Below are 15,191 nucleotides of genomic sequence, written 5' to 3'. Positions count from 1 at the left end.
ATGAGCCAGCCAGCCCAAAGCACCTGCGAGCTGTGCGCCGGCGACGGCGGCGAGGCTGTCTGGCGCCACGCCGATTTCCGCGTGGTGCTGGTCGACGAGCCGGACTATCCGGGCTTCTGCCGCGTGATCTGGAACGGTCACGTCAAGGAAATGACCGACCTGGCGCCGGCCGCGCGCACGCTGTTGGCCAACGCCGTGTGGGCGGTGGAAGTCGCCGTGCGCGAGGTCATGGCGCCCGAGAAGGTCAACCTGGCCACGCTGGGCAACATGACGCCGCACGTGCACTGGCACGTGATCCCGCGCTATCTTGACGACCGCCATTTCCCCAGCCCGGTATGGGCCGCGCCCCGGCGCGACGCCGATGCCGCCACGCTGGAAGCGCGCCGCGCGCTGCTGCCGCGGCTGCGTGAAGCGATCCGCCGCGAGCTGGATGCGGCGGGCCTGGCGCCGGCCTGATCCTGTCGCCTGCGGCGGCGCCCGTGCCGGGCGCGCCGGCGACGCCAACCACAATACGATGCCAGCATGAGCTCCCAATCTTCCCCGATCCCGGTTTCATTCAAGGTGCGCAAGCTCTCGCGCGTGGTCGAAGTCGAATTCGACGACGGCGTCACCTTCTCGCTGCCCTTCGAGCTGATGCGCGTGTATTCGCCCTCGGCCGAGGTGCGCGGCCACGGCCCGGGCCAGGAGGTGCTGCAGACCGGCAAGCGCGAGGTCGAGATCCACGGCATCGAGCCGGTCGGCAACTACGGCGTCAAGCCGCTGTTCTCCGACGGCCACACCAGCGGCATCTACACCTGGGACTACCTGTACCAGCTCGGTCGCGACCAGGCCGCGATGTGGGAAGCCTACCTGCAGAAACTGGAAGCCGCCGGCTTCACTCGCGACAGCGGCCGCGACCAGGCAATGGGCGAGGGCGGCGGGGCCGGCTGCGGCCACCACCACTGAGCGCGGGCGGCGGGACCGCCCGGCTTATAATGTGCAATTCGGCGCGCAGGCCAACCCGGCCGCGCGAGCGCAACAACATTCGGACTGAGCCATGACCAACACCACCCATTTCGGCTACGAAACCGTCAAAGAAGAAGAGAAGGTCCGCAAGGTCGCGGAGGTGTTCCACTCCGTCGCCGCCAAGTACGACGTCATGAACGACTTCATGTCGGCCGGGCTGCACCGCGTCTGGAAGGCGTTCACCATCGCCCAGGCGGGCATCCGTCCCGGCTTCAAGGTGCTGGACATCGCCGGCGGCACGGGCGACCTGTCCAAGGCCTTCGCCAAGCAGGCCGGTCCCGGCGGCGAGGTCTGGCTGACCGACATCAACGAATCCATGCTGCGCGTGGGCCGCGACCGCCTGCTCAACAAGGGCATCGTCACCCCCACCACGCTGTGCGACGCCGAGAAGCTGCCTTTCCCCGACAACTATTTCGACCGCGTATCGGTGGCCTTCGGCCTGCGCAACATGACCCACAAGGACGCCGCGCTGGCCGAGATGCGCCGCGTGCTCAAGCCCGGCGGCAAGCTGCTGGTGCTGGAGTTTTCCAAGGTCTGGGAGCCGCTGAAGAAGCCCTACGACGTCTATTCCTTCTCGGTGCTGCCGTGGCTGGGCCAGAAGGTTGCCGGCGACGCCGACAGCTACCGCTACCTGGCCGAATCCATCCGCATGCACCCGGACCAGGAAACGCTGAAGAAGATGATGGAAGACGCCGGCCTGGAACGCGTCGAATATTTCAACCTGACCGCCGGCGTGGCCGCGCTGCATACCGGCATCAAGATGTAGGCGCCATCGCCATCCCGCCTGCCGTTAAGGATGGCTTAATTTTCTTCCCCGACAATGTGGCATACCGGAGCCGATGGCCGCGCCGGGCTTGTATTTCCCGCGGCGCGCCCCCAGTTCCGGCATCATCCACAAGAGGTAAGCGTATGAAAAAATTCATGCTCGCACTGATGCTGGCGATCACCTCGCTGGCCCTGGTCGTTTCCCCGGCCGACGCCAAGCGCCTGGGCGGCGGCGGTTCCTTCGGCAAGCAATCGTCCAACTACTCGCGCCAGGCGGCGCCGTCTTCGCCTTCCTACAACCAGGCGCCGAGCGCGGCGCCGTATCGCCCGTCGGCGCCGGCGGCCGCGCCGCAAAGCATTCCCGCCAAGCCGGCCAGCCCGTGGCGCAACGTCCTCGGCGGCGCCTTGCTGGGCTTCGGCCTGGGCGCGCTGATGTCGCACTTCGGCATCGGCGGCGCGGCCGGCGGCATGCTGGGCTCGCTGCTGACCATCGCCTTGCTGGCCTTCGCGGTGTTCTTCGTGATCCGCCTGTTCTCGCGCAACCGTTATGAGCAGAGCAACAACCCGGCCTACGCCGCGCCGATGCCCGGTCCCAGCCCGATCGGCAGCGCCGCCGCCGCGACCCCGGAGATCGGCTCGGGCCTGCGGGACATCAACCCGCCGCCGTCTTTCCAGGGCAATGCGCCGGCCGCGCTGCAAGGCAACGGCTACGGCGGCGCCAACGGCCAGCCTGCGCACATCGAGAAGTGGGGTATCCCGGCCGACTTCGACACCGCCGGTTTCGTGCGCAACGCCAAGACTTATTTCATCCGCCTGCAAGCGGCATGGGATCGCGCCGACGTCAACGACATCCGCGAGTTCACCTCGCCCGAGATGTTCGCCGAACTGCGCCTGCAACTGACCGAGCGCGGCCCCTCGCCCAACGCCACCGACGTGGTGCAGCTGGAGGCCGAGCTGCTGGGCATCGAGCAGCTGCCCTACGACTACCTGGCCACGGTGCGCTTCCAGGGCTTGATCAAGGAAGCGCCGGACGCCTCGGCCGAACCCTTCGCCGAAATCTGGAACCTGTCCAAGCCGCAGGGCGGCAATGGCGGCTGGGTATTGGCGGGCATCCAGCAGGTCTGACACGGCGCTGGATCAAGCGCGGCGCAATGGCCATCCTTGCCAAGCCGCCAAGCTGTTAAACTTGGAACCGCCCGGCTGTCTCGGGCGGTTTTGTTTTTGCGCGGCGCGTTTCGCACCGCGCCGACACCCCAGCCGACCAGGCCAGATCAACAACCATTGCCCGAGTTCATGCCAGCGCTGCCACCTACGTCCCTTCCCGATCCGATGAAACCTGCCGCCGCGGTGATCAACCACCTGCTGGCGCAGGAGCCGTGGGCGCGCAAGGCGCTGGGGGCGCACGCCGGCAAGGTGGCCTGCATCGATGCCGGCGCCATGCAGCTGCGCCTGAAGGTGGCCGCCGACGGCACCCTGCAGGAAGCGCCGGCCGACGCCGGCGCCGCCGTCACCATCCGCGTCAAGCTGTCCGACCTGCCGCTGATCGCGGCCAACCGCGAACGCGCGGTTTCCTACGTCAAGCTGGAGGGCGACGCCGATTTCGCCAATGCCATCTCGCAGCTGAGCCAGAACCTGCGCTGGGACGCCGAGGACGACCTGTCGCGCCTGTTCGGCGACATCGCCGCCACCCGCATGGTGGACGGCGCGCGCGGGCTGTTCGAGACGCTGCGCGCCACCCACAAGAAGTTCAGCGAGAACGTCGCCGAGTATTTCCTGGAAGAACAACCGATGCTGATCCGACCCCGCATGCTGCAGGACTTTTCCGCCGACGTCGTGCGCCTGCGCGACGACCTCGAGCGCCTCTCCAAACGCATCGAGAAGCTGGAGCGCCGCTGATGTTCCTGCGTTCCCTGCGCCTGTTCAAGATCATCCGCGTCGCCATCCTCTATGGCCTGGATGAAATCGTCACCTCCGAGTTCGCGCCGCCGCGCATCGGCCGCCTGATCAACACCGTGTTCTTCTGGCGCGACCTGTCGGCGCCGCGCGGCGAGCGCTTGCGCCGCGCGCTGGAAGAGCTGGGCCCGATCTTCATCAAGTTCGGCCAGGTGCTCTCGACCCGGCGCGACCTGATGCCGCCGGACATCGCCAACGAGCTGACGCGCCTGCAGGATCGCGTCCCACCCTTCGATTCCGCGCTGGCCGTGCTACAGATCGAGAAGTCGCTGGGCGCGCATCCGGATGAGCTGTTCGCCAGCTTCGAGCGCGAACCGGTGGCGTCGGCCTCGATCGCGCAGGTCCACTTCGCCACGCTCAAGGATGGCAAGGAAGTCGCCGTCAAGGTGCTGCGACCCGGCATGCGCGACGTGATCGACCACGACATCGGCTTGATGAACGTCGCCGCCGACTGGCTGGAGCGCCTGTGGGAAGACGGCCGGCGCCTCAAGGCCAAGGAAGTCGTGGCCGAGTTCGACAAATACCTGCACGACGAGCTCGACCTGATGCGCGAGGCCGCCAACGCCAGCCAGCTGCGCCGCAATTTCGCCGAATCGACGCTGCTGATGGTGCCGGAGATGTACTGGGATTACTGCTCGCCCTCGGTGATCGTGATGGAGCGCATGCACGGCATTCCCATTTCGCAGACCGAGCGCCTGCGCGAAGAGGGCGTCGACCTGTCCAAGCTCTCGCGCGACGGCGTGGAGATCTTCTTCACCCAGGTGTTCCGCGACGGCTTCTTCCATGCCGACATGCACCCCGGGAACATCCTGGTGTCGGTGGCGCCGGAGAGCTTCGGCCGCTATATCGCGCTGGATTTCGGCATCGTCGGCACGCTCAACGATTTCGACAAGGACTACCTCTCGCAGAACTTCCTGGCCTTCTTCCGTCGCGACTACAAGCGCGTGGCCGAAGCCCACATCGAGTCCGGCTGGGCTCCCAAGGACACCCGGGTCGACGAGCTGGAGGCGGCGGTGCGCGCCTGCTGCGAACCGATCTTCGACCGGCCGTTGAAGGACATCTCCTTCGGCCAGGTGCTGCTGCGCCTGTTCCAGACTTCGCGCCGCTTCAACGTCGAGGTGCAGCCGCAGCTGGTGCTGCTGCAGAAGACGCTGCTCAACGTCGAAGGCCTGGGCCGCCAGCTCGATCCCGACCTCGACCTGTGGAAGACCGCCAAGCCCTATCTGGAACGCTGGATGAGCGAGCAGATCGGCTGGCGCGGTTTCATCGAGCAGCTCAAGGTCGAGGTGCCGCGCTACAGCCGCCTGCTGCCGCAGATCCCTCGCCTGGCGCACCAGGCGCTGACGAAGTACACCGAAGGCGAGGGCCAGTCGCACAATACCGAGCTGATGAGGAAGCTGCTGGCCGAGCAGCGCCGCACCAACATGCTGCTGGGGGTGATCGTCTACTTCGGCGGCGGCCTGATCGGCGGCATCATCGTGGTCCAGCTGCTGATGCACGTGCTGAAATTCTATTGAACACGGTTTGAATCGAACCTGAACGAGCGCCGGCGTCAGCCGGCGTTTCGCATCGGGGGCCGGGGAACGCGAAACGGAAGGGGAAGAACAATTGGAAAACACCGACAACGCCACGCCCGAGGCCCGGGTGCGCATGCTGCCCTACATCGTCGCGGCAACCTTCTTCATGGAGTATCTCGACACCACCATCATCGCCACCGCGCTGCCGCAGATGGCGCAGTCCTTCGGCGTCGGCCCCAATGAGCTGAGCCTGGGCATGACGGCCTACATGCTGACGCTGGCGGTGTTCATTCCCGTCAGCGGCTGGGTCGCCGACCGGTTCGGGTCGCGCACCGTGTTCGGCATGGCCATCGCCATCTTCACCTTCGCTTCCATCCTGTGCGGCTTCTCGCAAAACGTGTGGGAGTTCACCGCCGCGCGCGTGCTGCAAGGGTTGGGCGGGGCGATGATGGTGCCGGTCGGGCGCATGATCGTGGTGCGCAGCACGAGCAAGGAGCGCCTGATGAAAGCCATCGCCACCATCACCTGGCCGGCCATCGTGGCGCCGGTGGTGGGGCCGTCGATCGGCGGCTTCATCACCACCTATGCGTCGTGGCACTGGATCTTCCTGATGAACGTGCCCTTCGGTATCGCGGCCTTCGCCACCGTGATGGCCATCGTGCGCAATGAACACGGCCAGGGCAAGCGGCCGCTGGACCTGCCGGGCTTCTTCCTCTCGGGCGCGGCGCTGACCTCGCTGCTGTACGGCACCGAGATCGCCAGCCACATGGAGGCCAACATCAAGGTGGCGCTGGGCTTCATCGCCGGCGGCATCGTGCTGGGTTGGTTTGCGTGGCGCCACATGCGGCGCGCCGAACATCCGCTGCTGGATTTCTCGAACCTGAAGATCCCGACCTACTCGGTCACCGTGATCACCGGCTCCCTGACGCGCATCGGCATCGATTCCGTGCCTTACCTGATGCCGCTGATGTTCCAGATCGGCTTCGGCCTGACTGCGTTCCAGTCGGGGCTGCTGCTGCTGGCCACCGCGCTGGGCAACCTGGGGATGAAGGCGTTCACCACCCGCATCCTGCAGCGCTTCGGCTTTCGCCGCGTGGCGGTCAGCAACGCCGCCATCGCCGGCTGCATGATCATCGCCTGCGGCCTGCTGGCGCCGGGTACGCCGTTGCCGATGACGCTGGCGGTGATCTTCTGCTACGGCCTGTCGCGTTCCATGCAGTTCTCGACCCTGGCCACGCTGGCCTACGCCGACATCAGCGACGCCCGCAAGTCGTCGGCGAGCACGCTGTGGAGCGTGGCCCAGCAGATGACCATCGGCATGGGCATCGCCTTCGGCGCGCTGGCGCTGCGCGTGGCCTCCTATGTGCGCGGCGAGTCCATCGACGCCGCCGGCGCGCATTTCACGCTGGGCGATTTCCAGTGGGCCTTCGCCATGGCCGGCGTGGTCACGCTGGTGTCGGTGCAGGGCTATCGCGGCCTGGCGCGCGACGCCGGCAACAACATCGGCGGCGGCATGCGCGCGTCGGCGGCCAAGCGCTGAGCCTCACTTGACGGCCGAGAAGCGCTCGGCCAGTTTGCGTGCGCGGAACTGTTCGACAATGAAGTCGACGAACACCCGCGTCTTGGCCGGCAGCAGGCGCGCCGCCGTGAAGTACAGCGAAAGCATGCCGCCATCCACGTACCAATCCGGCAGCACGCGCACCAGCGTGCCGCGCTCCAGGTAGACCACCGCATGCGGCATCGCCACCAGCGTGATGCCCATGTTCATCTCCGCGATCTCGCAGGCGACATTGGGGTCGCTCATCGTCATCTTCACCTTCAGGTCCACCGGCGCCTGCGCGCCGGCGCGGTCGCGCAGCGTCCATGAACGCACACGACCGGTCTGCGGCGAACGGATCAGGATGCCGTCGTGCTGCGGCAGGTCGGCCGGCGTGCGCAGCGGCGCATGGGCGGCGAGATAGGCGGGCGAGGCCAGCAGCACGCGGTGCGCCGGCGCCAGCTCGCGCGCCACCACGCCGGGCGAGAGCTCGATGCCGCCGCCGATGGCGGCGTCGAAGCTCTCGGTGATCAGGTCCACGGGACGGTTGTCGAAATGCCAGTCCGGCGAGATGCCCGGATAGCGCTCCAGGAATTCGCCCAGCAGCGGCACCACGTATTCGCGGCCGAAGCCGGTGCCCATGCTCACCTTGAGGTTGCCGGCCGGCTGCCCGCCGGCGCTGGCCAGGTTGGCCACGGCGTTGCGGATGGTCTCCAGTCCGCCGCCCACCTCCAGCTGGAAGCGTTCGCCGGCCTCGGTCAGCGTCAGCTTGCGCGTGCTGCGGTGGAACAGGCGCACGCCCAGGTTGGTTTCCAGCCGCGCCACGTTCTTGCCGACGGCGGCCGAGGTCAAGCCCAGTCGGCGCGCGGCGGCCGAAAAGCTGCCGGCATCGGCGGCAGCGACAAAGCATTCGATGCTGGACATGGTTTCCATGCGGCCTATTTTAAACCTTTGGTTTAAAAAGAAGATAGGGATTGCCGGCTAGTCGGAACATAATCAGAAGACGATACTTGCTTCAACCCAATCGGGTTCACTCTCAACCAAACAAGGAGCAAGATCATGACAAAGCAAACCAACACCACTTCCCTGACCAACAAGATTGCCTTCGTGCAAGGCGGTTCGCGCGGCATCGGCGCGGCCATCGTGCGTCGCCTGGCTGCCGAAGGCGCCACCGTGGCCTTCACCTACGTGACCTCGCCGGCTCCGGCCCAGGCCCTGGTCACCGAGATCGAAGCCGCCGGCGGCCGCGCCCTGGCGATCCAGGCCGACAGCGCCGACGCCACGGCGCTCAAGCAAGCCATCAGCATCGCCGCCGAAACCTTCGGCGGCCTGGACATCCTGGTCAACAACGCCGGCGTGCTGGCGCTGGGCCCGGTCGAAGAATTCTCCCTGGCAGACCTGGACCGCACCCTGGCCGTGAACGTGCGCAGCGTCTTCGTCGCTACCCAGGAAGCCGTGCGCTACATGAAGGAAGGCGGCCGCGTGATCACCATCGGCAGCACCAACGCCGAGCGCATGCCCTTCGCCGGCGGCGCCGCCTACGCCATGAGCAAGTCGGCCATCGTCGGCCTGACCAAGGGCTTGTCGCGCGACCTCGGCCCGCGCGGCATCACCGTCAACAACGTGCAGCCAGGCCCGGTCGATACCGACATGAACCCGGCCGACAGCGAGTTTGCGGATTCCCTGAAGGGTTTGATGTCGTTGGCGCGTTACGGCAAGGCTGAAGAGATCGCCAGCTTCGTGTCCTACCTGGCCGGTCCGGAAGCGGGCTACATCACCGGCGCCAGCCTGATGATCGATGGCGGTTTCTCCGCCTGATTTCATCCGGGCATGAAAAAGCCGTCCTCCCTGTTGTCGGGGAGGACGGCTTTTGTTTGCGCCTGGTGCGCCTTCGATACGCCGCATGGCGGCTACTCAGTCCGAACGGGAGTGTTCCGGTTTGCCGTTCGGACTGGGTAGCGGCCACGCTGCGTATCGAAGACGCGCCGGCAGTTGGCTCAGGCAAACAGCCGCGCCAGCTCCACTCCCGGTTCCGGCGCGCGCATGAAGGCTTCGCCGACCAGGAAGGCATGCACATCGGCGTCGCGCATGCGCTTGACGTCGTCCGGCGTGGCGATGGCCGATTCGGTGATTACCAGTTTTTCCGGCGGGATGCGCGGCAGCAGGCCCAGCGTGGTGTCCAGCATGGTCTCGAAGGTGCGCAGGTTGCGGTTGTTGATGCCCAGCAGGCGCGTCTTGAGCTTCAACGCGGCATCCAGTTCGGCGCCGTCGTGCACTTCCACCAGCACGCTCATGCCCAGCTCATGGGCGCAGGCTTCCAGCTCGGCCATCAGGCCGTGATCCAGCGCGGCCACGATCAGCAGGATGGCGTCGGCGCCCCAGGAGCGCGCCTGGTAGACCTGGTAGAGGTCGATCATGAAATCCTTGCGCAGCACCGGCAGCGCGCAGGCGGCGCGCGCCTGCTTCAGGTAATCCGGCGCGCCCTGGAAGAATTGCTCGTCGGTCAGCACCGACAGGCAGGCCGCGCCGTGCTGCGCATAGCTGACGGCGATCTCGGCCGGGCGGAAGTCGGGCCGGATCACGCCCTTGGAAGGCGAGGCCTTCTTCACCTCGGCGATGACGCCGGCCTGGCCGGCGGCGATCTTGTCGCGTAGGCCGCCTTCGAAGCTGCGCAGTTCGGAACGCAGTTCGCTGTCGGATTCGACCTCGCGGCGCAGGCTGGCGAAGTCGCGCTGCTTCTTGGCGGCGGCGATTTCCTCCGCCTTGACGTCGAGGATCTTGTTGAGGATGTCGGACATGATGATTCCTGAAAATTATTTGCGTTCGTCCAGGGCCAGCCTGACCGCCAGCGCGCCCAGCATGGACCCCATGATGTAGCGCTGCGCGCGCAGCCAGCCCTGGTTGCGGGCGAAGAAGCCGGAGATGCCGGCGGCCGAGAACACGATCATGGAGTTGACCGAGAAGCTGATGGCGATCTGCACCAGGCCCAGCGCCACGCTTTGCATCAGCACGCTGCCGTGCTCGGGGTGGATGAATTGCGGGAACAGCGACATGTAGAACACTGCCACCTTGGGATTGAGCACATTGGTCAGGAAGCCCATCCGGAACAGCGTGGCCGGGGAGTCCGGCGGCAGTTCACGGGTCTGGAAGGGCGAGCTGCCGCCAGGCCTGACCGCGTTCCATGCCAGCCACAACAGATAGGCGGCGCCGGCGAACTTGACGATGTCGTAGGCCATCGGGATGGCCAGGAACAGCGCGGTCAGGCCAAAGGCCGCCGCCGCCATGTGGACCAGGAAGCCGACCGCCACCCCGCACAGCGAGATGATGCCGGCCATGCGCCCCTGGCAGATCGAGCGCGACACGCAATAGACCATGTTCGGTCCGGGCGTGAGCACCATCACCAGCGAGGCGAGGGCAAAGATCAGCAGGTCGTGGGCGGCGATCATGGTCGTTCTCCTTGGAGGGGATTTACAGCTTGCCGCCCAGTCGGCGCGTCACCTGCACGAACTGGTCGAGCTTGGCGCGGGCCGCGCCGGAGGCGATGGTGGCGCGCGCGGCGTCGATGCCCTCGGCAATGGAGGCCGCCTGGCCGGCCGCATACAGCGCGGCGGCGGCGTTGAGCAGCACGATGTCGTGCACCGGACCGGGCTTGCCGGCCAGCGCCTCGAAGATCTTTTCCTTGGACTCGGCGGCGTTGGCCACCTGCAGGTTGCGGCTGGCGAACATGGAGAGGCCGAAGTCTTCAGGATGAATCTCGTATTCGCGGATCTCGCCGTTGACCAGTTCGCCCACCATGGTGGCGCCGCCCAGCGTGACTTCGTCGAGGTTGTCGCGGCCCCAGACCACGATGGCGTGCTGCGCGCCCAGGCGTTGCAGCACGCGCACCTGGATGCCGACCAGGTCGGCGTGGAACACGCCCATCAGGATGTTGGGCGCGCCGGCCGGGTTGGTCAGCGGGCCGAGGATGTTGAAGATGGTGCGCACGCCCAGCTCCTTGCGCACCGGCGCCGCGTGCTTCATGGCGGCGTGGTGGTTGGGAGCGAACATGAAGCCGATGCCGGTCTGGGCGATCGATTGCGCCACTTGTTCCGGTTGCAGGTTGATGTCGGCGCCCAGCGCCTCGAGCACGTCGGCGCTGCCGGAGGAGGAGGACACGCTGCGCCCGCCGTGCTTGGCCACGCGCGCGCCGGCGGCGGCCGCCACGAACATCGAGGCGGTGGAAATGTTGAAGGTGTGCGCGCCGTCGCCGCCGGTGCCGACGATGTCGAGCAGGCCGGTGGTGTCGGCCATCGGCACCTTGGTGGCGAACTCGCGCATGACCTGGGCGGCGGCGGCGATCTCGCCGATGCTCTCCTTCTTCACGCGCAGGCCCATGGTGAGGGCGGCGACCATGACCGGCGACATCTCGCCGCTCATGATCTGGCGGAACAGCGTGAGCATCTCGTCGTGGAAGATCTCGCGGTGTTCGATACAGCGCAGCAGCGCTTCTTGCGGGGTGATTGCCATTATTTTTTCCTAGGATTCGGTCGGACCGGGGCGGCTTATGCGCGCGCGCTGCCGGTCAGGAAATTCTTCAGCAGCGCGTGGCCGTGTTCGGACAGGATCGACTCAGGGTGGAACTGCACGCCCTGCAGGTCGAACTCCTTATGGCGCACGCCCATGATTTCGCCGTCGTCGGTCCAGGCGGTCACCTCCAGGCAATCGGGCAGCGTGGCGCGCTCGATGGCCAGCGAGTGGTAGCGGATCACGGTGTAGGGCGTCGGCAGGTCCTTGAACACGCCCACGCCGGTGTGCGCGATCTTGGAGGTCTTGCCGTGCATCACCTGCTTGGCGCGGATGATGTTGCCGCCGAAGGCTTCGCCGATGGCCTGGTGGCCCAGGCACACGCCGAGGATGGGCAGCTTGCCCGAGAATTCCTTGAGCAGGTCGACGCAGATGCCGGCCTCCTTCGGGCTGCAGGGGCCGGGCGAGAGGCAGATGCGCTGCGGGTTCAGCTTCCTGATGTCATCCAGCGTGATCTCGTCGTTGCGGATGGTCAGCACTTCCTCGCCCAGCTCGCCGAAATATTGCACCAGGTTGTAGGTGAAGGAGTCGTAGTTGTCGATCATCAGCAGCATTTAGATTTCTCCGTCCAGGCCGTCTTGCACTTGTTCCGCCGCGCGCAGCACCGCGCGCGCCTTGTTTTCGGTTTCTTCCCACTCCATCTCGGGCACCGAGTCGGCCACGATGCCGGCCGCGGCCTGCACGTACAGCGTGCCGTCCTTGATGACGCCGGTGCGGATCGCGATGGCCACGTCCATCTCGCCGCCGAAGGAGAGATAGCCGCAGGCGCCGCCGTAGATGCCGCGCTTGGTCGGCTCCAGCTCGTCGATGATTTCCATCGCGCGCACCTTGGGCGCGCCCGACAGGGTGCCGGCCGGGAAGGTGGCCTTGAGCACGTCGAGGTTGGACATGCCGGGCTTCAGGATGCCTTCGACGTTGGAGACGATGTGCTGCACGTGGGAGTATTTCTCGATCACCATCTGGTCGGTGACCTTCACGCTGCCGGTGGCGGCGATGCGGCCAATGTCGTTGCGCGCCAGGTCGATCAGCATGACGTGCTCGGCGATCTCCTTGGGATCGGCCAGCAGCTCGCGCGCCAGCTGCTCGTCGCGCTCGATGGTCGAGCCGCGCGGGCGGGTGCCGGCCAGCGGGCGGATGGTGATCTTCTTCTGGCCCTCGCCGATGGACTCGTTGCGCACCAGGATCTCGGGCGAGGCGCCGACGATCTGCATGTCGCCGAAGTTATAGAAGTACATGTAGGGCGAAGGGTTCAGCGAGCGCAGCGCGCGGTACAGCATCAGCGGCGAATCCACGTAGGATTTCTTCAGGCGCTGGCCGATCTGCACCTGCATCAGGTCGCCGGCCATCACGTACTCCTTGGCGCGGGCCACGGCCTTGAGGTATTCGTCCTTGGGGAATTCGCGGATGGTCTCGGTGCGCACCGAACCGGTGGTGACGGGGGCGTCGGCCGGGCGGCGCAGCATGGCGCGCAGGTCGCGCAGGCGCTGGCGGCCCTTGGAGAAGGCTTCCGGGTGGGTCGGATCGGCGTAGACGATCAGGTAGAGCTTGCCGGAGAGATTGTCGATGACCGCCAGTTCCTCGGTCAGCAGCAGCTGGATATCGGGCAGGCCCAGCGGATCCTTGGGGGCGCCGTGCTCCAGGCGCTTCTCGATGTAGCGCACCGCGTCGTAGCCGAAGTAGCCGGCCAGTCCGCCGCAAAAGCGCGGCATGCCGGGGCGGATCGCGACCTTGAAGCGCTCCTGGTACTGGGCGATGAATTCCAGCGCATTGCCTTCGGCGGTCTCCACCACGGTCTCGTTCTTGAGCACCTCGATCTTGTTGCCGCTGCAACGGATCTTGGTCGAGGCCGGCAGGCCGATGAAGGAGTAGCGGCCGAAGCGCTCGCCGCCGACCACCGATTCCAGCAGGAACGTGTTCTTGCCGGTGTTGTGGCTCTGCGCCAGCTTGAGATACAGCGTGAGCGGGGTTTCCAGGTCGGCGAAGGCTTCGGCGATCAGCGGGATGCGGTTGTAGCCTTCGGCGGCCAGCGATTTGAATTCGAGTTCGGTCATGTTTCACTCCAGACCGCCATTGTAGAACACGCAGCCCGGGCCTTCGGCGGCTGCGCACGCGCAATGCGCACGTGCAGCCGTGGCTCGGTGCGGACTCTCGTCAGCGGTTTCGTTAATTGAAATGCAGGGGATGCGGTGTCACAACAAACGTCCCGGTCGCAGGTGCGGCCGGGGGCAGGCGTCTTTACAGAGCCTTGAATTGCCAGCGTCGCCACAGCCAGGCCTCAGGGGCGGCTGTATGTTGGGCGGTGCGTTTGTTGTTGCGAAACATTGATGTGTCGATCGCGGTTTGGTGTGCGGTTTGACTCTTGGCCGACGGGCTGACGCGCTGTCAGTCCACCGAAATTTGCTGCGCTGCTTCGAGAAGCGTTTGAACTATACCATCCGAATCGACATCGTGTATAGATTCGCCATGGTTGTAGCCGTACGGCACGTTGAGCACGCGACAACCGGCTGCGCGCGCGGCCTGGGCGTCGTTGGAGGAGTCGCCGATGGCCACCACCTGCGCCGGCGCTAGCTGGAAATCCCGGCACACCTGCAGCAAGGGCATCGGATCGGGCTTCTTCCGGGGCAGCGAGTCGCCGCCGTAGACCACCTCGAAGAAGCCGCGCAGGCCTTTTTTCTCCAGCAGCGGCAGGGTGAAGGCGATCGGCTTGTTGGTCACGCAGGCCAGGCGCAGGCCGCGGTCCTTCATGGCCTGCAGGCCCTCGGTCACGCCCGGGTAGAGCGAGGAGTAGTCGCCGTTGATGGCCAGGTAGTGCTCGGTATAGGACGCCAGTGCCTGCTCGAAATGCTGCGCCGCCTCGTCTTCCGCGTAGTCCACCGCCAGCACGCGCCGGATCAGGTTCTCGGTGCCCTTGCCGACGAAGTTGACGATGGTCTCCTGCGCCAGCGGCGTGAGGCCAAGGTCGGCGCGCATGCGGTTGACGGCGACATGGAAGTCGGCCGCGGTGTCCAGCATGGTGCCGTCGAGGTCGATGATGGCGGCCCTGATGTTGTTCAGCTTGGTCATGGCGTGGCGTGGAGAACGTGTTGAACGGCGGCCGGCGATCAGACCTTGGCCAGCTCGGCGCGCATGGCGTCGATCACGGCCTTGTAGTCGGGCTTGCCGAAGATGGCTGAGCCGGCCACGAAGGTGTCGGCGCCGGCGGCCGCGGCGGCGGCGATGTTCTCGACCTTGATGCCGCCGTCCACTTCCAGCAGGATGTCGCGGCCGGATTCATCGATGCGGCGGCGCACTTCGGCGATCTTCTTCAAGGCTTCCGGGATGAAGGACTGGCCGCCGAAGCCGGGGTTGACCGACATGATCAGCACCATGTCCAGCTTGTCCATCACATGATCCAGGTAGTGCAGCGGCGTGCCGGGGTTGAACACCAGGCCGGCCTTGCAGCCGTTGTCGCGGATCAGCTGCAGCGAGCGATCGATGTGCTCCGAGGCTTCCGGGTGGAAGGTGATCAGGTTGGCGCCCGCCTTGGCGAAGTCGGGGATGATGCGGTCCACCGGCTTGACCATCAGGTGCACGTCGATGGGCACCTGCACGTGCGGACGGATCGCCTCGCACACCAGCGGGCCGATGGTCAGGTTGGGCACGTAGTGGTTGTCCATCACGTCGAAGTGGATGAAGTCGGCGCCGGCGGCGACGACATTGCGCACTTCCTCGCCCAGGCGGGCGAAATCGGCGGAGAGGATGCTGGGGGCGATACGATAGGTCGGCATGGCTGGCAATAAAAAATGGCTGAATCGACTGCGGCGCCCGGGCGGGATCCGGCGCGGGGCCGCAAAAGGCGTTATTTTACCCTT

Annotated in this window: 16 protein-coding genes; 8 read left to right on the top strand and 8 right to left on the bottom strand. The window is 66.2% G+C overall.

Annotated features, from left to right (window positions below):
• The 7 genes from Herbaro_RS18350 (at position 1) to Herbaro_RS18320 (ending at position 6,780) form a co-directional block, all read left to right on the top strand.
• Positions 1–456, top strand: coding sequence for an HIT family protein (locus Herbaro_RS18350; RefSeq protein ID WP_275011047.1), 456 nt, complete (start codon positions 1–3; stop codon positions 454–456).
• A 66-nt stretch (positions 457–522) separates the two neighbouring features.
• Positions 523–945 carry a gamma-butyrobetaine hydroxylase family protein gene (locus Herbaro_RS18345; RefSeq protein ID WP_275011046.1) on the top strand — a complete coding sequence of 141 codons (423 nt, stop codon included), beginning with the start codon at positions 523–525 and terminating at the stop codon, positions 943–945.
• Positions 946–1,036: 91 nt separating this feature from the next.
• Complete coding sequence (gene ubiE, locus Herbaro_RS18340; RefSeq protein WP_275011045.1) at positions 1,037–1,771, top strand: bifunctional demethylmenaquinone methyltransferase/2-methoxy-6-polyprenyl-1,4-benzoquinol methylase UbiE; 735 nt, start codon at positions 1,037–1,039, stop codon at positions 1,769–1,771.
• Between the two features lie 143 nt (positions 1,772–1,914).
• Complete coding sequence (locus Herbaro_RS18335) at positions 1,915–2,895, top strand: Tim44 domain-containing protein (protein ID WP_275011044.1); 981 nt, start codon at positions 1,915–1,917, stop codon at positions 2,893–2,895.
• 204 nt (positions 2,896–3,099) lie between these two features.
• Positions 3,100–3,666, top strand: coding sequence for a ubiquinone biosynthesis accessory factor UbiJ (locus tag Herbaro_RS18330; protein ID WP_446719281.1), 567 nt, complete (start codon positions 3,100–3,102; stop codon positions 3,664–3,666).
• Positions 3,666–5,240: a ubiquinone biosynthesis regulatory protein kinase UbiB gene (gene ubiB / locus Herbaro_RS18325; RefSeq protein WP_275011042.1), complete on the top strand. Its 1,575-nt coding sequence runs from the start codon at positions 3,666–3,668 to the stop codon at positions 5,238–5,240. Before Herbaro_RS18330 ends, ubiB begins: the two co-directional genes overlap by 1 nt.
• A 133-nt stretch (positions 5,241–5,373) precedes the next feature.
• Positions 5,374–6,780 carry an MFS transporter gene (locus Herbaro_RS18320; protein ID WP_275014054.1) on the top strand — a complete coding sequence of 469 codons (1,407 nt, stop codon included), beginning with the start codon at positions 5,374–5,376 and terminating at the stop codon, positions 6,778–6,780.
• A gap of 3 nt (positions 6,781–6,783) precedes the next feature.
• On the opposite strand, the gene Herbaro_RS18315 is transcribed toward Herbaro_RS18320, so the two are convergent.
• Positions 6,784–7,710: a LysR family transcriptional regulator gene (locus Herbaro_RS18315; RefSeq protein WP_275011041.1), complete on the bottom strand. Its 927-nt coding sequence runs from the start codon at positions 7,708–7,710 to the stop codon at positions 6,784–6,786.
• A 126-nt stretch (positions 7,711–7,836) separates the two neighbouring features.
• On the opposite strand from Herbaro_RS18315, the gene Herbaro_RS18310 reads away from it, so the two are divergent.
• Positions 7,837–8,595: a 3-oxoacyl-ACP reductase family protein gene (locus Herbaro_RS18310; RefSeq protein ID WP_275011040.1), complete on the top strand. Its 759-nt coding sequence runs from the start codon at positions 7,837–7,839 to the stop codon at positions 8,593–8,595.
• 179 nt (positions 8,596–8,774) lie between these two features.
• Here the strand turns inward: Herbaro_RS18310 and trpC are convergent, their stop codons facing one another.
• The 7 genes from trpC to rpe all read right to left on the bottom strand — a co-directional run bounded on the left by trpC (position 8,775) and on the right by rpe (position 15,107).
• Positions 8,775–9,575: an indole-3-glycerol phosphate synthase TrpC gene (gene trpC, locus Herbaro_RS18305; RefSeq protein ID WP_275011039.1), complete on the bottom strand. Its 801-nt coding sequence runs from the start codon at positions 9,573–9,575 to the stop codon at positions 8,775–8,777.
• A gap of 15 nt (positions 9,576–9,590) precedes the next feature.
• The gene (locus Herbaro_RS18300) at positions 9,591–10,223 is read right to left on the bottom strand and encodes a LysE family translocator (RefSeq protein WP_275011038.1); all 633 of its coding nucleotides are present in this window, start codon (positions 10,221–10,223) and stop codon (positions 9,591–9,593) included.
• A gap of 22 nt (positions 10,224–10,245) precedes the next feature.
• Entirely contained in the window at positions 10,246–11,283 is a 1,038-nt protein-coding gene (gene trpD / locus Herbaro_RS18295) for an anthranilate phosphoribosyltransferase (RefSeq protein ID WP_275011037.1), read from the bottom strand.
• A 35-nt stretch (positions 11,284–11,318) separates the two neighbouring features.
• Complete coding sequence (locus Herbaro_RS18290; protein WP_275011036.1) at positions 11,319–11,894, bottom strand: aminodeoxychorismate/anthranilate synthase component II; 576 nt, start codon at positions 11,892–11,894, stop codon at positions 11,319–11,321.
• Complete coding sequence (gene trpE, locus Herbaro_RS18285) at positions 11,895–13,391, bottom strand: anthranilate synthase component I (protein ID WP_275011035.1); 1,497 nt, start codon at positions 13,389–13,391, stop codon at positions 11,895–11,897.
• A gap of 331 nt (positions 13,392–13,722) precedes the next feature.
• The gene (locus Herbaro_RS18280) at positions 13,723–14,403 is read right to left on the bottom strand and encodes a phosphoglycolate phosphatase (RefSeq protein ID WP_275011034.1); all 681 of its coding nucleotides are present in this window, start codon (positions 14,401–14,403) and stop codon (positions 13,723–13,725) included.
• Between the two features lie 38 nt (positions 14,404–14,441).
• Positions 14,442–15,107, bottom strand: coding sequence for a ribulose-phosphate 3-epimerase (gene rpe / locus Herbaro_RS18275; protein WP_275011033.1), 666 nt, complete (start codon positions 15,105–15,107; stop codon positions 14,442–14,444).
• Positions 15,108–15,191: the final 84 nt, after the last annotated feature.

The sequence above is a fragment of the Herbaspirillum sp. WKF16 genome (assembly GCF_028993615.1).
In the GTDB taxonomy this organism is placed as follows: domain Bacteria; phylum Pseudomonadota; class Gammaproteobacteria; order Burkholderiales; family Burkholderiaceae_D; genus Herbaspirillum.
The sequence above is the reverse complement of the archived record's forward strand: the minus strand, read 5'-3'. Positions and strand labels throughout refer to the sequence as shown.